15 protein-coding genes and 1 pseudogene are annotated in these 20090 nt (G+C 72.8%); 11 read left to right on the forward strand and 5 right to left on the reverse strand.

Annotated features, from left to right (window positions below; genetic code table 11):
- Window positions 1-113 precede the first annotated feature (113 nt).
- The 5 genes and pseudogenes from ACSDG8_RS18460 to ACSDG8_RS18480 form a co-directional block, all read left to right on the forward strand.
- The gene (locus tag ACSDG8_RS18460) at window positions 114-1853 is read left to right on the forward strand and encodes a hypothetical protein (protein WP_439427101.1); all 1740 of its coding nucleotides are present in this window, start codon (window positions 114-116) and stop codon (window positions 1851-1853) included.
- A gap of 41 nt (window positions 1854-1894) precedes the next feature.
- Window positions 1895-2056 carry a hypothetical protein gene (locus ACSDG8_RS18465; protein ID WP_157539048.1) on the forward strand — a complete coding sequence of 54 codons (162 nt, stop codon included), beginning with the start codon at window positions 1895-1897 and terminating at the stop codon, window positions 2054-2056.
- Between the two features lie 9 nt (window positions 2057-2065).
- A complete protein-coding gene (locus ACSDG8_RS18470) occupies window positions 2066-2890 on the forward strand; it encodes a glycosyltransferase (protein WP_210894405.1) in 825 nt (274 codons plus the stop codon).
- Window positions 2887-4335 (forward strand): glycosyltransferase family 4 protein, encoded by a 1449-nt coding sequence (locus ACSDG8_RS18475; RefSeq protein ID WP_210894403.1) that lies wholly within the window; start codon window positions 2887-2889, stop codon window positions 4333-4335. The genes ACSDG8_RS18470 and ACSDG8_RS18475 overlap by 4 nt, the downstream gene beginning before the upstream one ends.
- Window positions 4336-4490: 155 nt before the next feature.
- Window positions 4491-7502 (forward strand): annotated as a pseudogene (locus tag ACSDG8_RS18480) (alpha-(1->3)-arabinofuranosyltransferase domain-containing protein); the annotation flags it as partial.
- 924 nt (window positions 7503-8426) lie between these two features.
- Here the strand turns inward: ACSDG8_RS18480 and ACSDG8_RS18485 are convergent.
- A complete protein-coding gene (locus tag ACSDG8_RS18485; RefSeq protein ID WP_439428061.1) occupies window positions 8427-9983 on the reverse strand; it encodes an acyltransferase family protein in 1557 nt (518 codons plus the stop codon).
- A gap of 45 nt (window positions 9984-10028) precedes the next feature.
- Between ACSDG8_RS18485 and ACSDG8_RS18490 the strand changes: the two genes are divergently transcribed.
- Window positions 10029-11069, forward strand: coding sequence for a DUF3068 domain-containing protein (locus ACSDG8_RS18490; protein WP_210894399.1), 1041 nt, complete (start codon window positions 10029-10031; stop codon window positions 11067-11069).
- Window positions 11070-11154: 85 nt separating this feature from the next.
- On the opposite strand, the gene ACSDG8_RS18495 is transcribed toward ACSDG8_RS18490, so the two are convergent.
- On the reverse strand, window positions 11155-11889 hold the full coding sequence (locus ACSDG8_RS18495; protein WP_210894396.1) for a class I SAM-dependent methyltransferase: 735 nt from the start codon (window positions 11887-11889) through the stop codon (window positions 11155-11157).
- A gap of 416 nt (window positions 11890-12305) precedes the next feature.
- Between ACSDG8_RS18495 and ACSDG8_RS18500 the strand changes: the two genes are divergently transcribed.
- Together ACSDG8_RS18500 and ACSDG8_RS18505 are read left to right on the forward strand one after the other, a co-directional pair.
- Window positions 12306-12929 carry a DUF6230 family protein gene (locus ACSDG8_RS18500; protein WP_210894395.1) on the forward strand — a complete coding sequence of 208 codons (624 nt, stop codon included), beginning with the start codon at window positions 12306-12308 and terminating at the stop codon, window positions 12927-12929.
- A gap of 77 nt (window positions 12930-13006) precedes the next feature.
- The gene (locus ACSDG8_RS18505) at window positions 13007-14608 is read left to right on the forward strand and encodes a DUF6114 domain-containing protein (RefSeq protein ID WP_210894393.1); all 1602 of its coding nucleotides are present in this window, start codon (window positions 13007-13009) and stop codon (window positions 14606-14608) included.
- Between the two features lie 45 nt (window positions 14609-14653).
- Here the strand turns inward: ACSDG8_RS18505 and ACSDG8_RS18510 are convergent, their stop codons facing one another.
- Entirely contained in the window at window positions 14654-16324 is a 1671-nt protein-coding gene (locus ACSDG8_RS18510) for a DUF885 domain-containing protein (RefSeq protein ID WP_210894391.1), read from the reverse strand.
- Window positions 16325-16397: 73 nt separating this feature from the next.
- Here ACSDG8_RS18510 and ACSDG8_RS18515 point away from each other — a divergent pair, with 73 nt between their 5' ends.
- Window positions 16398-17372 carry a DMT family transporter gene (locus tag ACSDG8_RS18515; RefSeq protein WP_210943132.1) on the forward strand — a complete coding sequence of 325 codons (975 nt, stop codon included), beginning with the start codon at window positions 16398-16400 and terminating at the stop codon, window positions 17370-17372.
- 3 nt (window positions 17373-17375) lie between these two features.
- On the opposite strand, the gene ACSDG8_RS18520 is transcribed toward ACSDG8_RS18515, so the two are convergent.
- Window positions 17376-18446, reverse strand: a complete 1071-nt coding sequence (locus tag ACSDG8_RS18520; RefSeq protein ID WP_210943131.1) for a PHP domain-containing protein — start codon at window positions 18444-18446, stop codon at window positions 17376-17378.
- A gap of 58 nt (window positions 18447-18504) precedes the next feature.
- Entirely contained in the window at window positions 18505-19245 is a 741-nt protein-coding gene (locus ACSDG8_RS18525) for a M23 family metallopeptidase (protein ID WP_210943130.1), read from the reverse strand.
- A 110-nt stretch (window positions 19246-19355) separates the two neighbouring features.
- Here ACSDG8_RS18525 and ACSDG8_RS18530 point away from each other — a divergent pair, with 110 nt between their 5' ends.
- Complete coding sequence (locus tag ACSDG8_RS18530; RefSeq protein WP_210894382.1) at window positions 19356-19751, forward strand: hypothetical protein; 396 nt, start codon at window positions 19356-19358, stop codon at window positions 19749-19751.
- Window positions 19752-19824: 73 nt separating this feature from the next.
- Complete coding sequence (locus ACSDG8_RS18535; RefSeq protein ID WP_166457820.1) at window positions 19825-19995, forward strand: hypothetical protein; 171 nt, start codon at window positions 19825-19827, stop codon at window positions 19993-19995.
- The last annotated feature ends 95 nt before the right edge of the window (window positions 19996-20090 follow it).

The following is a 20090-nucleotide window of genomic DNA, read 5'->3' on the forward strand; positions in this document are numbered from 1 at the left end:
GTCGCGACTCGTTCGTCGACGTCGTGAGGCAAGCTACCGTCCGCAGTTCCCCTGTGCCTAGAGTGCTGTCCGGAGCCCCGGGTGCGACGTCGGGCCTGCTTCCGTCCAGGTTCATGGGGGTCCGTGTGCGTCGAGCGTCACCGAGGTTCGGTGCGGCGCTGTGGTGGGCCGTCGCCGCGCTCCGCCGTTGGTGGCCGGAGACGGCGCTCGGTGTCGGCGTGGTCGTCGCGATCCTCGGCCCGGTGCTGCGCCGCGGTTTCGTCCTCCGGTACGACCTGGTGTTCGTGCCGGACCCGCCGTTCGGCGCGGTGGTCTGGGGCAGCGGCTCCGAGCTGCCGCGTGCGGTGCCCAGCGAGCTGCTCGCGGTCGGGCTGTCGCAGCTCGTCCCCGCCGACGTGGCCCAGAAGGCGCTCCTGGTCGGCTGTCTCGCCCTGGCGGCGGTGGGCGCCGCGCGGCTGGCGCCCGTCGGTCATCCGCTGGCGAGGGTCGCTGCCGGGCTCGCGTACGTCTGGAACCCCTGGGTGTACGGGCGGCTGCACCTCGGGCAGTGGGCGGTGCTGGCGGGGTACGCGGCGTTGCCGTGGGCGTTCGCCTGGGTGCTGGGGGTGCTCCGGCCGCCGCCCGAGGGCACCGGCCCGGGGCGGCGTTCCGCCGTGGCCGGAGGGCTCGCGGTGGTGCTGGGCGGCCCGGCGATGGTGCTGGCGGCGGTGTTCTCCTGTGCTCCGGCGTTGGCTCTGGCGCGCCGGTGGCGGGCGCTGGCGGCGGGGGCGGTCACGTTGGCCGGCCTGACCGCGCCGTGGTGGCTCGCGCTGGTGAGCCGTGGCGGCGCCGTCGACCTCGACGAGCGGGGGGTCGCCGCCTTCGCGGTTCGCGCGGACACGCCGCTCGGGGTGCTCGGCAGCGTCGCCTCTCTCGGTGGCGTCTGGAGCCGGCACGCCGTGCCGGTCGGTCGGGACCAGTGGCCGGTCGCCCTGCTGGCGCTGGCGCTGGCCGGCGCGGCGCTGTGGGGGTACGTGCTGACCCGTCGCCGCTGGCCGTCGGCGGCCTGGTGGGGTCTGCTCGCGGGCGCGGTCCTGGGCATCGTGGTCGCCGTGGCGCCGGCGTGGTCGCTGGGCGCGCAGTGGATGGTCGCGCTGGTCGAGCATGTTCCGCTGGCCGGCGCGGTCCGGGACGGCACTCGGCTGCTCGCCCCGCTGGCGCTGGTGCAGGCGGTGGGTCTCGGGATGCTCGTGGAGTCGCTCGTGACGGCCGGGGTCCGGGCGCTGGCTCCGCTGCTGGCGGTCGCGCCGGTGCTGCTCATGCCCGGTCTGGCGTGGGGTCTCAGTGGTCAGCTCGACACGGTGCGGTACCCCGCGGAGTGGTCGGCGGTGCGCGCCGAGGTGAACCGGGATCCGGCCGGGGGCAGTCTGGTGTCGCTGCCCTGGTCGTCGTTCCGGGCCTACCCGTGGGCGGGGAACGTGCCGGTGCTCGATCCGGCCTCGCGGGCGTTCCGGCGGCCGGTGGTCGGGGACCAGGACGTACTGGTCGGCCGGGAGCGGATCCGTGGGGAGAGCCGGGAGGCGGACCGGGTGGCGGCGGCGTTGGCAGTCCCGGGCGATCCGGGACCGGCGCTGCGCGGGCTCGGGGTGCGGTATGTGCTCGTGCAGACGGACCAACCGGACGCCGCGCAGGTGGAGGGCCGTTTCGTCAGCGCCGAGCTGGTCCGGCGGGACGGGGCATTGACGCTGTTGCGTCTGCCGGATTCCGATTTCTCCGGCTCGTCCGGTCGCATCGGCATAATTCCCCTGATGGGGTATTCGGTACTGGGGGCCACCCTGGTGATCGCCCTTTCGCACCGGGTCAAGCGCCAGTGACGCATGTTACTCTTCGGTACCTTTCTCCGAAGGGATCATCGATGAAGGCATCCTTCAATCCCCTCCTGACCGCGGTCGTCGCCGCGGCGGTGGGTGCCGTGCTGGGAATTCTGGCCGTCTCGATCGGGGCGTCCACCCTCGGCAACAGCAACAGCAAGCCAGCGAGCGTGGAGCAGCCCATCATCGTGTACGGCGAGCGCTGACGGTGCGGCATGGAGGTCCCCCCTCCTGACGTCTCGTCAGATCTGGTCGTACTCGACGTCGTGGTGCCCGCGTACAACGAGGCACTCCGGCTGCCCGACACATTGGTCCTGCTCCGGGCGGCGTTGGCCGAGCTCGGTGTGCCCTGCCGGGTCACCGTGGTGGACAACGCCAGCGACGACGGGACCAGTGCCGTGGTGGTGAACGCGCCGCCCGGCCCGGTTCCGGTCCGTCTTCTCTGGTGCGGCGAACCGGGCAAGGGCTTCGCGGTGCGTCGGGGTGTGCTGGCCAGCGACGCCCGTTACGTCGGCTTCTGCGACGCCGATCTGGCCACCGCGCCGGCCGCTCTCGCGCAGGTGCTCCAGCTCCTGTACGAGGGCGCGGACGCGGTGGTCGGGTCGCGTGCCCACCCCGAGTCGGTCGTCGAGGAGCGGCACAGCGTGCTGCGACGCTGGGGCGCGGTGGCGTTCCGGGGCGCCGTCCGGCAGGTGGTGCGTGGCGTCAGTGAGACGCAGTGCGGGTTCAAGTTCTTCCGCAACGACGTCGCCCGGCGGGTCTTCGCGCCCATGCGGTGCGGTGGGTTCGCGTTCGACGTCGAGGTGCTGGGCCGCGCCGAGCGGGCCGGCGCCCGCCTGGTGGAGATTCCGGTCAGCTGGGTGGACGTGCCCGGCTCGCGTTTCTCACCGGTCCGGCACGGCTGGCAGAGCTTCGTGGACGTCGCGAAGATCAACTGGTGGCTCCGTGGCGCCGACGTCACCCCGGTGATGCCGCTCGTCACGCTTCCGGTCACGCCGGACGTCACCGGCGGCACGGCCGCCGTTGGAATGCGGCCGTGAGTGTCGGAACACCCTCTACCGACGCGGCACCCACCACCGATGCCACGGTGGTGGGCCGCCGGGTCGTGGTGCTCAACTGGAAGGACCCCTGGCATCCCGACGCCGGGGGCGCCGAGGTCTACGCCTGGCAGGTCGCCCGAGACCTGGTGACAGCCGGCGCGGAGGTCACCTTCGTCACCGCGCGCCCGAAGGGGCAACCCGGTGACGAGGTCCGCGACGGCATCCGGATCGTCCGGGCCGGCGGCCGGTGGACCGTCTACCCCCGGGTGCTGGCCTGGCTGGCGCGCCACCGCCGGCAGTTCGACGCGGTGGTGGACTGCCAGAACGGCATCCCGTTCTTCAGTCCGGCGGTGCTGCCGGCGGCCGTGCCGGTGATCTGCGTGATCCACCACGTGCACGACCGGCAGTTCCGGCTGTACTTCGGCCCGGTCGTCGGTCGCTTCGGCGCGTGGCTGGAGGGACCGGTCGCGCGGCGGGTCTACCGCCGGGCGGTGACGCTCGCGGTCTCCCCCTCGACGGCCGTGGCGATCCGGGAGCGGCTGCGCTGGACCGGCCCGGTGGTCGTGGTGCCCAACGGCGCGGACGCGTCCCCGCCAGCCGTCGCGGGCGTGGCCCGTGCGGACCGGCCCCGGGTGGTCTGCGTCGGCCGGGTGACCCGGCACAAGCGGGTGGACCTGGTGATCGACGCCGTGGCCCGGCTCCGGGCGGAACGACCCGACCTGCGTCTGGACATCGTCGGTGGCGGGCCGGACGTGGAGAGCGTCCGCCGGCTGGTCGACGAGCGTGGACTGAACGACACGGTCACCGTCCACGGGCACCTGCCCGCCGCCGAGCGGGACGCGCTGCTGGCCTCGGCCTGGCTGCACGTCTCCGCCTCGTGGGGTGAGGGCTGGGGTCTCGTGGTGGTGGAGGCGGCCGCCGCCGGGCTGCCCACAGTCGCCTTCGACGTGGACGGGCTGCGCGACGCGGTCCGGCCGGGCCGTACCGGATGGCTGGTCGACGAGGGCGAGGATCCGGCACAGAACCTGGCCGCCGGGCTCGACCGCGCGCTGGACTGTCTGGCGACGCCCGGCGAGCGGGACCGGACGGCCGCGGAGTGCCGGCGGTGGAGCGGCTCGTTCCGCTGGACCGACACCGGCCGGCGGGTGCGTGCGGTCCTCGGGGATCTGCTGACGCCACGCCCGGTGCCCTGGGCCGCCGGCAACACGTCGGTGGTGGTCCGGACCGACCAGCCGGAGAGCCTCCTGGCACGGGTGGCGCCACTCCTGCCGCGCACCCGGCACGTCGCGATCGACGGGCAGGACCTGCTGATCGTGGTGCCGGCCGCCGAGCCGGCCGCCGTCCGGCAGGCGCTGCTCCGGGCGGGGGCCGGAGCCGACGACATCAACGAGCGGAACGCCGGAGCGGACGAACTGCTCACCGGCGTTCCGGTACGGCAGTGCTGACCGCCTGGTCGACCGCTCGCCGTACCCCCGGAATTCCGAGCGCCACGGTGTCCCTGGCGGTGTGGCGCCTGCGCGAGCTGCTGGTCTGTCTCGCGCTGATCGGTCTCTGCGTCACCCAGGAGCCCGGGCTCATCGTGCCCGAGACGAAGCTGGACATGGCGCTGGACCCGGGCGGCTTCCTCGCCCGCGCGGCCAACCTGTGGACCGGGGACTGGCAGTTCGGCACGCTCCAGAACCAGGCGGTCGGCTACTTCTTCCCGATGGGCCCGTTCTTCCTGCTCGGTGAGGCGGTGGGCCTGCCGGCCTGGCTGGTCCAGCGGCTCTGGATGGCGACGCTGCTCTGCGTCGCCCTCACCGGCGTGGTGCGGCTGGCTCGCGCCCTCGACCTGGGCGGTCCGGGATCGCGTCTGGTGGCCGGCGCGATCTTCGCGCTCTCCCCCCGGGCGCTGTCCCTGGTCGGCACGGTCTCGCTGGAACTGCTGCCGTACTGCGTCGCCCCGTGGGTCCTGCTGCCCCTGGTCAAGGGGGCCGCCGGCGGCTCGTTGCGGCGGGCCGCGGCGCTCAGCGGGCTCGCGGTGGTCTGCATGGGCGGCGCGAACGGCGCTGCGGTCGCGTGCGCCGTCCTGCCGGCGTTCCTCTACGTGGTGACCCGGGCGGCCGGCCGGCGGCGGATCCGTCTGCTGGCCTGGTGGACGGCGGCGATGGTCGCGGCCACCTTCTGGTGGCTGGTGCCGCTGCTGTTGCTGCAACGCTACGGTTTCCCGTTCCTCCCGTACACCGAGAGCGCGGCGGTCACGACCAGCGTGACGTCGCTTCCCTCGGCGGTACGCGGCAGCACTCACTGGGTTGGTTACCTGGCTGTCGACGGCGTGCCGTGGTGGCGCTCGGGATGGGCGCTGGTCACGACGCCGTGGATGGTCGTGCTCACCGGTCTGATCGCCTGCGTCGGGCTGGCCGGGCTGGCCCGCCGTGACCTGCCCGAGCGGCGGTTCCTGCTCGTCGGCTCCCTGGTCGGCCTGCTGGCCCTGACCGCGGGCAACCTGTCGACCGGGGGCGCCGTGTTCGCGGCGCCGGTTCGTGAGGTCCTCGACGGTCCGCTCGCCGCCCTCCGCAACCTGCACAAGTTCGACGTCGTGATCCGCCTGCCGCTGGCGCTGGCCGCCGCGCACATGCTGGACACCGTCGGCCGGATCGCGCTGATCCGCCGCTTCACGCGCCCCACGAACATGGCGCCCCGGCGGGTGGCGCTGGGCGCGACCGCCGCCGCGCTCGTGGCGGTGACCAGCGGCGCCGGGATGGCGGGGCTCGCGCCGGGCGGCGGCTTCCACGCGGTGCCCGAGCACTGGCGGCAGGCGACCGGGTGGCTCGACCGGCATGCCGGCACGGGCACCACCCTGCTGGTCCCCGGCTCCAACTTCGCCGAGTACAACTGGGGACGTCCGCTGGACGAACCGGCGCAGCCCCTGCTGGACTCGCCGTGGGCGGTGCGGGCGCTGGTGCCCGGCGGATCGGCGGGCAACTCCCGGCTGCTCTCCGCGATCGACGAGCGGCTCGCCTCGGGCACCGCCTCGCCCGGACTGGCCGACGTGCTCAGCCGGCTCGGCGTGCGGTACCTGCTCGTCCGCAACGATCTCCGCCAGCCGGTCGGCGGCATCGCCTGGCCGGTCCTCGTGCACCGCACGCTGGACAGCGCTCCGGGCCTGTTCCGGGTCGCCGCGTTCGGCCCGGCCGTCGGGGTGGAGCCCGACCTGGGCGGCGCGTGGGACTACGGACTGCACGAGCCGTATCCGGCGGTGGAGATCTACGAGGTGGACCGGCCGACGCCGCGGGCCACGCTGACCGACGCCGCGCTGCCGCTCAATCTGGTCGGCGCGCCGGAGACGTTGCTGGACCTCAGCGACGCCGGGGTGCTGGGCAACCGGCCGGTGATCCTCGACGGTGATCCCCCGCTGGTCAGCGACGGGGGCACCGTGCTCGCCGACAGCCTCCGGGACCGGGAGGTCGATTTCGGTCTGGTCCGGGGCAACACCTCACGCACACTGACCGAGCAGGACCCGACCCAGTTGGAGCGCCTGGAACACGACATCCTCGACCCGGCGTGGCGGTCGTCGATCACCTCGTCGGCGTACGCCGGGGTGGCCGATGTCCGGGCGTCCTCCAGCGCGGCGGACGTCACCGGCCCGGCCGGGCTGCGCGACCCGTCGGCCACGCCCTTCGCCGCGGTGGACGGCGACGCCGGCACCGCGTGGTTGTCCGACGGCGCGCGCAAACCGGTGGGCCAGTGGGTCGAGCTGCGGTTCGCCGACGCGATCGAGGCCGACTCGGTGGAGGTGCAGGTGATGGGCGACGAGGTGATCGGCGCGCCGGTCACCTCGGTACGCGTCAGCACCGAGGGCGGTTCCCAGGTGCACCCGGTGACCGACGCGGGCCGGTCGACGGCGCGGCTGCCGCTGCCCGCCGGCCGGACCAGTTGGCTGCGGGTGACCGTCGAGGGGGTCGCTGACGCCGACGTTCCGGGCCGCCGGGCGGGCATCCGGGAGCTGAGTGTCGCCGGGGTGACGCCCGAGCGCTACCTGCGGCTGCCGAAGGTGCCGGCCGACGCCGCCGCGCCCGAGGTAGTCGCGCTGGCCCGCAAGGCCACCGACCGGTCCGCCTGCGCGGTCTCCGGTGACCACTACCTGTGCGCCCCCGACCTGATCCGGCAGGGCGAGGAGACCGGTCTGGTGCCCCGGCGCTTCGACCTGCCGGCCGCGATCCCCACCCAGCTCACCGGCCTGGCCCGGGCCACGCCCGCCACGGCGCTCGCGACGTACGACGAGATGACGGGCGGCGAGACGTTCACGACGTCGAGTTCGTGGTTCGCCGATCCGGTCGCCTCGTCGCGGTCGCTGGGGGACGGGGACGACGGCACGGCGTGGTGGGCGGACCCGAGCGATCCGCAGCCCACTGTGAAGACGCGCTGGGGCACGGTGCGCAAGGTGAGCTGGGTGCGGCTGCGGTTCGCGGAGAACCTCGTCGCGGCGCCGCCCAGGACGGTCCGGATCACCGGCGACGACGGCATCCGGGAGGTGGCTGTCGACCCGGACGGTGTGGCCCGCTTCCCGGCTCTGCGTACCCGTGGGCTCACAGTGGCCGTGACCTCGACGGTGCCGAGGGTCAGCCGGTCGACGGCGCTGTTCGAGCCGCAGCCGCTGCCGGTCGGCCTCAGCGGCATCGACGTGCAGGGCGTGCCGGAGCTGAACCAGCCGCGTGGCCTCGACCGTGAGGTGACGCTCCCCTGCGGCGCGGGGCCCACCATCGTGGTCAACGGGGTGAAGGTGCGGACGACGGCCACCGGGACGCTGCGCGAACTGCGCGACCTGCGGCCGATGCGCTACCGCGCGTGCCCGCCGGCCACGTCGTCCGGCCGGGCCGCGAAGGCGGGCGCGGACCAGGTCACGCTGCGGGCCGGCGGCAACGAGGTCTCCGCCCCGGCGGACCGGTTCGTCGTGGACAGCGTGATCCTCAGCGGTACGCCGGCGGAGCGCCCTGTCGTGGCCGCGTCGCCGCGCCGGGCGGTGGCCGTTGTCGACTGGGACGACCAGCGCCGGTCGCTTGATCTCGGTGCGGGTGGCGGCAGCTACCTGATGGTTCCGGAGAACGCCAACGCCGGCTGGCGGGCGACGCTCGACGGGCAGGAGCTGATCGCGGCCCGCCTGGACGGGTGGAAGCAGGGCTGGTTCGTGCCGGCCGGTCCCGCCGGCCGCGTCGAGCTCGTCTTCACCCCCGGTGAGCACTACAGGATCGTCCTGTTCGTCGCCGGGGGCCTGTTGGCGCTGCTGATGGTCGGGGCGCTGATTCCCGCGCGTCGCCATCGTCCCGCGTACCCCGTGGTGCCGACGTCGATGCCGACCGCGCCGCTGCTCGCGGTGGCGGTGCCGGCGCTGCTCGGGGGTCCGTTCGGGCTCGCCTGCGCCGCCGTGGTCGTGGCGCTGCACCGGCGTCGGACGCCCAGCCCGGCGTGGATCTGGGTGCCGGCCGCGCTGGGTCTCGCGGTCTACGGGACCGAGCGTCTGTGGTTGCCCCGGGTCGGCGCGGAGCGGGTGGCGGAGCTACTGGTCCTGCTGCCGACCGGGCTGCTCCTCGTCGCGGTCGCCGCTCTCGTGCTCCGTTTCCGCCGGGTCCGCGGCCGGTACGAGGCCGGTTCCGAGGCCGACCGGGCCGGCGCCCTGCAGCGCTGGCGTCGGCGTCGCGACCCGGAGCGGGAGGTCGGGCTCGGCGACCACGGTCCGGCGGCGGCCACCGAGCCGCCGCAGCCGGCGAGCGGGCCGCTCGATGAGGTAGTAGCTGGCCGTCGCGACCGGGACGGTGAGAGCCAGGGTGATCGCGAGGAGCACCCAGAACGAGCTGTTCATCCGGGTGAATCCGAGCAGGCGGAAACAGAGTTCGAGCGCGAGGAGGTGCCAGAGGAAGATGCCGTAGGAGATCCGGCCGAGGAACATGACCGCCCGGTGGCCGAGGAGAGCGCGGGGCACCCCGCCCGACCCCGGCCCGACGAGGGGGGCGATCAGGCACCAGGCGACGAGCAGGAACAGCACGTGCTCGGTGACCGACTCGACCGGCTTGGCGGGCTCGACGCCGCGCGGGCCGGCGATGGGCGTGCTCGCGATCCAGAGCAGCGCGCCGGCGATGAGCCAGGACGTCCCCGGGGCGAAGGTGAACACGCGCAGGCCGCGCGGCGTGGCGGACCACAGGTCCTCGTCGCCCCGCCCAGACCCGTCACCGGTCAGTCCGGTGAGGAACGGGGTCGAGGTTGTGCCGGCGGGCCAAGAGGCGAGCACGGCCAGCATGATGCCGATGCCGAACCAGTCGAGAAAGGCGGGCAGCCAGAGCACCGCGAGTCCCGGTAGAGGCGCGTCGGGACCGTGTGCGTACGCATTCCAGATGAGGCCGGCAAGGACGAGTACGGCTCCGAGTGCCAGTTGGCGCCGGGCTCGCCCGAGCGGGGTACGACCGCCCATTCGGCGGCCGAGTACCGCTATCAGTGGCAGTGCAAGGTAGAAAGTCGCCTCCGTAGCCAGGCTCCAGGTCTGCTCCATGCCGACCGGAAGTCGCAATGGCTCATAAATCTGTGCCAGAAGAAGGGGGATCGCCCAGTCCCAGACGGACTTCAGGTAGTCGATGTTGAGCCATGCCAGTGCGACGATCGCCATTACCCAGTACCCGGGCAGAATGCGCAGCGCGCGGTGCCACAGGTAGCGCCGAACGGGCGGACCTGATCGTCCGTTAATGGCAGCGACTGCGAATGGCCGATAGAGGAGGAAACCGGACAGCGCAAAGAATATCGCGACCCCCACATCCAGCCTGGCCAGCAGACTTGCCAGGTGAGCGAAGGAGTTGGTCAGTCCGCTGAGAAAGGCGACATGGTGGACGACCACGCCGATCACCGCTACGGCCCGCAGTCCTTCCAAAGCGGGCAACCAGCCGTCCGAACGGCCGGTATTAGGTGCGGACAGGGCAACCTGTCCGTTGCTTGAGTCCGGTCTGTCGGGTCGGCTCACAGTTCCCTCAACATCCATTTGATCTCGCAGCCCGGTGGGCTGCGTACCCCCGGAGTCAGTACGTCTCGGGAGGTCGCATCGGACCATATCCGAAATCGGCCTCGTCATGTACTGTCAGCCGACTAGTCGAGTCTTTACAAGGGGAGGAGTTTCATGCGACCCACGTCGGGTGCCATCTTGGTGGCGGCAGGCGCGTTCCTGATCGTCGGGGCAGTGGCGACGCCGCTGGCCGTCGCGCCCGCTCTGGTCAAGGTGCCCCTTGACCAGAGTTCGGTAACGGTTTCAGAGGCGAAGAACGCGACCGTTCTTGACTTCAGCACGCTGGCCGAGCGCAGCGGCGTCAACCTGACCGCCCACCGCGCCGTGCGGGGCGACGTCGGCGCCGGCAACGCCGACCGGACGGTCTTCAACGTCGGTGTCCGGGTGATCGACGACGCCGGCAAGGAGATCACGGTCAGCACGGACCGGGTCGCCCTCGACCGGCGTACCGCGGAGTCGGTCGCCTGCTGCGCCGAGGCGGTCAACGGTGCGCCCTTCAAGCACGAGGGGCTCACCTACACCTTCCCGTTCGGTACGGAGAAGAAGACGTACCAGTACTTCGACAACACCGCTCGGAAGGCGTACCCCGCCGAGTACGTGGGCACCGAGAAGCTGCAGGGGCTGACCGTCTACAAGTTCGAGATGACGGCCGAACCGATCAAGATCAGCGAGATCGACGTGCCGGGCAACCTGGTCGGCTCGGCGCAGCCCACTGTGACCGCCGGCCGCTTCTACGCCAACACCCGTACCCTCTGGGTGGAGCCGGACAGCGGCGTCATCGTCAAGGGGCAGGAGAAGCAGCTCCAGACCCTGCGTGACGAGACCGGCGCGGACAAGATCAAGATCATCGACGCCACGCTCGTCTTCACCGAGGACACCCAGGAGCAGCAGGCCAAGGCTGCCAAGGATGCGCGTCAGCAGATCAACCTGCTGACCACGGTGCTGCCGATCGTCCTCGGCCTCGTGGGTCTGCTCCTGCTCCTGCTCGGCCTGTTCATCATCGTCCGCGCTACTCGCCGCCGGCCCGACGCGAGGCCGGTGGAAGCCGGCGACGGACCGGTGGACGACGTGCCGTCGCAGCGGTCGGGGGAGCCGGTCGACGACCCGACCGTGCCGGCCGGCGGACGTCACGCCGCGGAGCGCGCGGAGTCCTGACCACCGACCGTCACACCACCACACGAGCAGGCCGGCCGACCCACCAGGGTCGGCCGGCCTGCTCGTGTCCGCCGCAGGCGGTGGGTCAGAGGCGCCGCACCGCGTACCGGGTGCAGACCCAGTCCTCGGTGTACGGCAGGTCGGGTCGCTGCCCGACGATCTCCCCACCGTTCGCGGCTACCAGCCGGGCCATGTCGGCGTCCGGCACCGCTGTCATCTTCATCGGCGCCGGGTAGTTGAGCAGCCGGCGCTGCGCCCAGCTGATCAGGCGGAACGGCGCGAGCTTCCAGATGACGCCCTTGGCCGTACGGGCCGGTTCGGTCGGCAGGCCCACGACGGCGACCCCGCCGGGGCGCAGGACGCGCAGGAACTCGGCGAGGTAGCTGTCGATCGCCGGGCGCGGCAGGTGCTGCAACACGAGCGCGCTGTAGACCAGGTCGAAGTGGCCGTCGGGGAACTGGCTCAGGTCCGGTGCGTCGTTGAGGACGAAGCGGATGTTCCCGGCGCTGCGGTCCAGGCGCCGGGCGGTCTCCAGCATCGACGGGGCGATGTCGACGGCGACGACCTCGTCGGCGTGCGGCGCGAGCGCCTGCGACAGCCGCCCGGCCCCGCATCCGAAGTCCAGCGCGCGTTCCCATCGCGTGGGCAGGCCGAGCCCGCTCAGCCACCCGGTCGTCTCCTCGACGTCGGCGCGGCCGGTGGCCAGGAACTCCTCTACGTCCCACTGCCCGCCGCGCTTACCCGGCTGGACGAGGACGGCCCACAGCGGATCTTCGGCGCCCAGCTTGGTCCAGTCGCGCCGTACGTCGTCGAGATTCACGCCGAAACCCTAGGACATCCGGGGGTCCGGCTGGATCGACCCGGTCAGTTTCCGGCTCGGATGTTCGGCCGACGACGCTGCCCCGAACGGCCCATCGCGCTCGACGCACTGTACATTTGTTACTCGATTGTAATCCCTCGATATGTCGTCACTGTGCGTTGATCAGGTGTGCGTCGGCGGCGCTTTTGCCCATTTTCGCGGCCTTTCCTTGCCACGGACGATCGACGCCTGGTGATGATGAGCCGGCTTCGTAGCCCACTCGTGTTACCGCCGGGTACACGAGGGGGTTGTGAGCTGCGCCGCATCGGGTGCACGATCAGGCTCGATCGTTACCCGTCGGTAACAGAGGGCGGGGCCCGGCGCGGGCGGCCGGTTCGACAACCGGCCGCCGCGCACAGTCGCTCGAGGAGGAACCCGTGCAGAATCGGCTCGACAACCAGGGTCGTACCCGGTGGCGGCGCTTCGCCGCCATGATCGTGCCCACCACGGCCGCCGCCGGTGCCATCCTGTTCGGCATGTCGACCGGCGCCATCGCCTCCGACATCACCGTGTCCGGGCAGACCTTCAAGATCGGCGCGGACCGCCTGGAGGGCGACGGCTTCAAGCAGTACGGCGGCATCGTCCGCGAGAAGGGCGAGAACGGCAAGGCCGGCGCGACGCGCCCGGTCGCCATGGCCGAGATCAGCAGCGCCGACCTGTACAACCTCTGCCAGTCCGTCCGCGCCGACCTGCCCGGCCTGCCGGTGGTGCTCACCATCAACGCCGGCGAGGGCAAGGACCCGGCCCGCGCCAAGGACCTCGTGATCGCGATGGACTCGCTCGAAGGCAACGCGACGTTCACCAACATCCAGATCGGCCGCGACGCCAGCGACCTGAACCCGACGGCCCAGCGGGGCTCGTTCGGGCAGAACTCCGACAAGGTCACCATCCGCGACCTGAAGCAGGTGTCCCGCTACACCACGTCCTCGACGTTCAACCTGGTCGGGCTGCGGCTCAAGGTCAACGTGGGCGACGACGCCAAGGGCAAGGAGTGCTTCTGAGCTGAGCACGGCCAGCGGTGACCGACCACCGCGGGCCCGCCCCACCGTCCCCGCCCCCGCTCCGCCAGGAGGAGTACGTGACAACCGTCGAACCGTCCCACGCCCGGCTCGGCACCGCGGCCCGGACGTGGCGGACCTTCCGCCGCTGGCAGCGGAGCCGGCCGTTCTGGGGTGGCCTGTTCATCGTCCTGGCCGGGGTGGAGATGCTCGCCTCCACCCGGCTGACCCTCAACGGCCTGAGCTTCAGCAGCGGCGCCACCGGCCTGCTCTCGCTGCTGATCCCGGCCATCCTCGTGACCTGCGGCGTGCTGCTCTGGCTCAGTCCGGCGCAGCGGCTTTTCTACGCGATCGTCGCGGCGGTCACGACCGTCTACTCGCTGATCGGGCTCAACCTCGGCGGCTTCTTCCTCGGCCTGCTGCTGGGCATCGTGGGCAGCGCGCTCGCGTTCGCCTGGGTGCCGACCCGTCCGGCCGGTCCCGCCGCTGACGGGCACGACGCCCAGGCGGACGACGAGCGCGACACCACAGTGGACGCGCGGGACGCCGACGCGGACCGGCGCGATGCCGACGGCCCGGTCGGCGGCGAGCAGGTCGGCGTCGACCAGTTGCTCACCGGCCGGCCGGCCGGCACGGAACCCGCCGACGAGCAGCCGGCCGGGGAACGGCCGACAGTCGAGGTGCCGACCTCCGTGCGGCCGGCCGTCGAGCAGCCGACTGCCGAGCGGCCGGGCGGGGAGCGGCCGGTCCCTCGGCAGTCGGTGAACGGGCAGCCGGCCGGATCCGACGGCGGACCGCCGGAGTGGGCGGGCCGTTCGGCGGACCCGCGCGCCTTCGGCATCGTCCTGGTGGTGCTCGGTCTGGCCGCCGCCGGCCTGGCCGTACAGCCGAGGGCGGTGCAGGCCGCCCCGAGCAGGCCCGCCGCGAGCGCCTGCCCGTCGAAGCCCGCCACGGCGTCGCCCGGCGCACCCACGGCGAAGCCCACCCCGTCGCCGAGCGCGAGCCCGACGCGGGAGGGGAACATCATCACCGACTTCTTCGAGGGGATCGGCGACCTTTTCAAGGGCGGCAGCAAGAAGAGCGAGACGCCGTCGCCCACACCGACCGCGAGCGGATCGGCGGCTCCGAGCAAGCCGGCGACCCGGCCCGGATCGGCCGACTGCCCGGCGCCGGACAAGCCTGGCAAGGTGGACCCGGCGAAGCCCGGCAAAGTGGAACCGGGCAAGCCGCTGCCGCGTATCGCCGCCGACCCGAGCCTGCCGAAGGTGGCCCAGACACCGTCGAAGCTCACCGGCACCAAGGTGACGATGACCGGGCTGCGGTTCGAGGGGATCACCGACCTGCGGACCGAGCAGGGTGTGCTCAAGGTGCTGAAGTTCAGCATGAAGGAAGCCGTGACCGACGACTTCCTGCTGGTCGCCGACGGCCCGCGCGGCCGCACCCAGCGGTACGCGACCGACCGCCTCACCGTCCGCGACGACGTCGCGTTCTACTGCACCCGGTTCGTCGGCAAGCTCGCCGGCATCAAGCTGACGCTGACCCCGGACCTGCCGTTCCCGGACGGCCTGCCGGTCACGCTGCCCATCCCGGTGACGTTCACCGACCCGGTCATCGACCTGGCGTACGTCACCAGCAACACGCTCACCGGCCGGCCGACGCTGCGGCTGACGCTCGGCGCCTGACGCGACGGGTGCCGGCGGAGCGACCGCCGGCACCCGGACACCGACTCAGAGCCGGGCCAGCGCCTTACGCAGCGGGTCGAGCCCCAGCGAGCCCAGGTCGAGCGCCTGGCGGTGGAACTCCTTGAGGTCGAAGTCGGCGCCCTTGCGCGCCTTCGCGTCCTCCCGGGCCTGCAACCAGATCCGCTCGCCCACCTTGTACGACGGGGCCTGCCCGGGCCAGCCCAGGTAGCGGTTCAGCTCGAAGCGCAGGTTCTCGTCCGGCACCCGGCAGTGCGCCCGCATGAACTCCCAGCCCAGCTCCGGCGTCCACCGCTCGCCCGGGTGGAAGCCGAACGGGTTGTCCTTCGGGATCTCCAGCTCCAGGTGCATGCCGATGTCCACGACGACCCGCGCCGCGCGCAGCGCCTGCCCGTCGAGCATGCCGAGCCGGTCACCGGGGTCGGCGAGGTAGCCCAGCTCGTCCATCAGCCGCTCGGAGTAGAGCGCCCAGCCCTCGCCGTGCCCGGAGACCCAGCAGAGCAGCCGCTGCCAGCGGTTGAGCAGGTCGGCCCGGACGGCGGTCTGGGCGACCTGGAGGTGGTGACCCGGCACGCCCTCGTGGTAGACGGTGGTCACCTCGCGCCAGGTGGAGAAGTCGGTGATGCCCTGCGGCACCGCCCACCACATCCGCCCCGGCCGGGAGAAGTCCTCGCTCGGGCCGGTGTAGTAGATGGCGCCGTCGCTCGTCGGCGCGAGGCAGCACTCGATCCGGCGTGCCTGCTCGGGGATGTCGAAGTGGGTGCCGTTCAGGTCGCTGACCGCCTGGTCGGCGAGCGCCTGCATCCAGTCCCGGAACGCCTCCTTGCCGCGTACCGTCCGCGCCGGGTCGGCGTCGAGCGCGCGTACCGCGTCGTCGATCGTCGCGCCGGGACCGGCGATGCGCGCGGACACCGTCCGCATGTCGGCCTCCAGCCGGGCCAGCTCCGCGAAACCCCAGGCGTACGTCTCGTCCAGATCGACCTTCGCGCCGAGGAAGTACTGCGAGGCCAGTTCGTAGCGCTCCCGCCCGGCGGCCTGCTTCTCCCGCCCGGCCGGCGCCAGCTCGTTGCGCAGGAACTGCCCGAACTCGGCGGTGGCGGCGGTCGCGGCGGCCGCGCCCTTGCGCAGCTCCGCGCCGAGCGTGCCGTCGGCGTCGAGCCGCTCGACCATCCCGTGGAAGAAGTTGTCGCCCTCCGGGTCGACCCAGACGTCGCACTGCTTGGCGACCTCGACGAGCTGCACCTGCGAGCTGACCCGTCCCGCGGCGGCGGCCTCGCGCAGCGTGCGCTTGTAGCCGTCCAGCGCCGACGCGAAGCGGTTGAGCCGGGCGGCCACGTTGGCCTTCGCCTCCTCGCCGTCGGTCGGCATGAGGTCGAAGACCATCCGGATCTCGTGCAGCCCGCTGGCGATGACGTTGACCTCGCTGCCGGTCTCGCCGGCCTCGTACCGGGCCAGCTCCAGGCCGAGGCGCTCCTGCATGGCCTCCTTGGCGGTCCGCTCCGCCTCGGTCTCCGGCTCGGTCACGTCGAGTTCGCCGAGCGTGCGCCGGGCCAGTTCGGCGCGGGCCGCGTAGCCGTCGGGCGACAGGTCGTCGAGCTGGTCGTCGTAGCCGGCGATGCCGACATAGGTGGCCCCGGTCGGGCTCAGCGGAGCCCACTCGGCCACGTACCGGTTGGCGAGGTCATCGATTCGTCCCACGAGGGGGACCCTACGTGACCGCGCAGCCGAATTCCGCACGACATCGTCGTACCCCTCGGGCAGAGTGTCAGGGGTGACAGTCGATTTCACTCCTGACCGTGCGCCGCTGCGGAGCTGGCTGCCGGGGTTCGTCGCGCTTGCCGCCATCTGGGGTTCGAGCTTCCTGTTCATCAAGGTCGGCGTGGCCGAGCTGCACCCCGTGCACCTCACTCTCTACCGGGTGGCCACCGGCGCGGTCACGCTGCTCGTGGTGCTCGCAGTGCTGCGCGACCGGCTGCCCCGCGACCCCCGCGTCTGGGGGCACATGCTCGTGGTGGCCGCGTTCGGCGTCGCGGTGCCGTTCACGCTGTTCGGCTACGGCGAGCAGCGGGTCGAGTCGATGCTCGCCGGCATCTGGAACGCCACCACGCCGCTGATCGTGCTGCCGCTGGCGGTGCTGGTGTTCCGCACCGAGCGGCTGACCGTGCGGCGGGCGGTCGGGCTGGGGCTGGGCTTCGTCGGCGTGCTCGTGGTGCTCGGCGTCTGGGAGGGCGTCGGCGGTGCGCACTTCGTCGGCCAGCTCATGTGCTTCGGCGCGGCGGCCTGCTACGGGCTCGCCATTCCGTACCAGAAGAAGTTCGTCGCGGGCAGCGCGTACTCCGGGCTGTCGCTGTCGGCGGCCCAGCTGCTGGTGGCGACCGCGCAGCTCGCGCTGGTCGCGCCGTTCGTCGGCATGCCGCCGTCGCCGACCGGCCTCTCCCCGCGCGTGATCGCGAGCGTGCTGGCGCTCGGCGCGCTCGGCACCGGGCTCGCCTTCGTCATCAACATGCGCAACATCCGGCTGGCCGGGGCGAGCACGGCGTCCACCGTGACGTACCTGATCCCGGTGTTCGCGGTGCTCGTCGGCGCGGTGGTGCTCGGTGAGCGGATGAACTGGCACCAGCCGGTGGGCGCGCTCGTGGTGCTGGCCGGCGTCGCGGTCGCGCAGGGCCTGTTCGGGCGGCGCCGCAGCCGTCCGGCGGCGGTGGCGCCCACCGCCCGCACCGTCGAACCGGCCGCCCAGGGCTGACCCTCAGCTACGGCCGGCCGTCCACTTCACCAGGCGGTCGGCCGTCCAGGTGTTCACCACCCGCTTCGCCGGCACCCCGCACAGCGCGGCCCGCTCGCAGCCGAAGCGTTGCCAGTCGAGCTGGCCGGGGGCGTGCGCGTCGGTGTCGATGGCGAACCGGCACCCGGCCTCCAGCGCGAGCCGGATCAGCCGCTTCGGCGGGTCCTGCCGCTCCGGCCGGGAGTTGATCTCGACGGCCACGTCGTGCTCGGCGCACGCGGCGAAGACGGCGTCCGCGTCGAAGTCGCTCTCCTTGCGGGTACGCGCGCGATGCCCCCGGTCGCCCGGCCCGGTCACGCCGGCGGGCCGGGAGGACACCATCCGGCCGGTGCAGTGCCCGAGGATGTCCAGGTGCGGATTGGCGATCGCCGCCAGCATCCGGCGGGTCATCTTCGCCCGGTCGTCGTTCAGGCCGCTGTGCACCGAGCCGACCACCACGTCGAGGCGGGCCAGCAGGTCCTCGTCCTGGTCCAGCGAGCCGTCGGCGAGGATGTCCACCTCGATGCCGGTGAGGATGCGGAAGCCCTTCGGCAGCGCCTCGTTCACGGCGGCGACGTGGTCGAGCTGCTTGCGCAGCCGCTCCGCGGTCAGGCCCCGAGCCACAGTCAGCCGGGGCGAGTGGTCGGTGAGCACCAGGTACTCGTGGCCCAGCTCGACCGCCGCCAGCGCCATCTCCTCGATCGGCGAGCCGCCGTCGGACCAGTCCGAGTGGGTGTGGCAGTCGCCGCGCAGCGCGTCCCGCAGCTTCGCCGCCGCCTCGTCCAGGTCGGTGCCCTCGGTGGCCAGGAGCCGGCGCAGGTAGACCGGCTCCTCGCCGGCCAGCGACTCGGCCACGCAGCGGGCGGTGACGTCACCGACGCCGGACAGCTCGGTCAGCTTGCCGGTGCGGGCCCGGTCGGCCACCTCGGCGGCGGGCAACGCGCCGAGGGTCTTCGCGGCCGACCGGAACGCCCGGACCCGGTAGGTGGCCTCGTTCGCCCGTTCCAGCAGGAACGCGATCCGGCGCAGGTCGGCGATGGGATCCCGGGCACTCATGTCCTGGAACCTACGCGCTCGCGTCGCCCGCCGGGTGGCCCCGCCACCGCGAGTCGGCTCAGCCGCTCCCGGTGGACCGGCCCGGCGACGCCGGGCAGCCGTGCTTGCGCTGCCAGGCGGTGACCTCGGCGACCGGCGAGCGGTTGCCGCCCTTGCGCCACGAGTTCAGGTAGGGCGCCGGCCACACCACGCCCCGGCGGATCCACCAGTCGTCCTCGCCCGAGCACTTCGGGGAGAGTCCGAAGTGCAGGTGACAGACGTTGTTGGCGTTGCCGGTACGGCCGACCTTGCCGAGCTGCTGCCCGGCCCGGACGCGTACGCCCGGGTCGATGCCGGCCGCTATCGCGCTCAGGTGCGAGCCGTAGTAGCGCACCCCGTCGTCGCCGAGCAGCGAGACGGACAGCCCGCCGTTGTTCGGGCCCAGCGGCCCGCGCTTGTCGAACCGGTCGACCCGGCTCACCTCCAGCACCACGCCGTCGGTGACCGCCACCACCGGCTCACCGCAGTCGGCGAACACGTCGGTGCCCGGGTAGCCGCCGTGCGTCGGGTGGTAGTCGACGTTTCCGGCCCGTACCGGGAAGACGCGCTTCACGTCCGTGCGGGCCGGCGACGGCGCGGCGGACGAGGAGGCGGCCGGCGGGGTCGGGTCGGCGGGCTGCGCGGCGCTCACCACCGGGCTGGGTTCCTGCCACCTGTCGGGCCGCCCGGCGGGGGCGCCGCAACCGGCCGCGAGCGCCCCGACGAGCAGCAGGACCGGGTACGCCTGCCGCGTCCGGCGTCCGATCGATGGCGAGCGCATCCGCTCATCCTGACAGACCACTACCGTAGGGACGAACGCCGCGACCGCGTCACACCCGCCGGTCACGGTGCGTGACGCCGACGTGGATGGTTCGGGGGAAGGGGGCGGCGGTGACGTACGGGTGGCAGGGCGGACCCGAGAGGACCGGTCCGGGGGCGTTCCCGCCTCCGCCGCGTACCCCCTCGGGACTCTTCCCGTCCCACGCGCCGATCCGGCCCAGCTACCGCGAGCCGTACCCGATCACCGGCTCCGGGGTCGCGGTCGGCGCGCTCGTCGCGTTCGCCTGGTTGCTGCTGTTCGGGCTGCTCGGCCGCAACGTCGCAGGTTACGCCTGGTGGACGCTGCTGGCCGGCGGCCTGGCCTGGGCGACGGCGGCGGTGCTGGTCCGCCACGGTGACCGGGGAGTCGCCACCGGCGTCGCGATCGTCACCGCCGGTGGTTGGAGCATCGCCGCCGCGATCGTCGCGATGCGGTGGGCGCAGACCGGCGACTGGCCGCTCTGGTGACCATGGGTGCCGGTTTCGCTGCGTAGCGAAGGCCACCTTGACGTACGCGCGGTGACGGTCCACGCTCGGCGGTATGGCCTGGACCACACCGCCGCGGCTCGACCCCGAGCGGAGCCGCCGACGCCTGCAACTCCTCGCCGAGTTGGCCGGTGCCCGTGCGGTGCAGCAGCGCCAGCGACCACAGCGCGCGCGTACCGAGCGGCTGCGCCAACTGATCGCCACCCGTCGGCGCGTCGTCGGCTGACCGGCTTTCTCTTCCAGAACGGCCGGCCCTTACGGGGCGTTGACCGGTCGCCCGCCGACCCGACCGGTTAACGTGCATCGCGTGACCTGTCGGCG

Origin of the sequence: Micromonospora sp. LA-10 (assembly GCF_051853095.1) — a bacterium.
GTDB lineage: Bacteria > Actinomycetota > Actinomycetes > Mycobacteriales > Micromonosporaceae > Micromonospora > Micromonospora echinospora_A.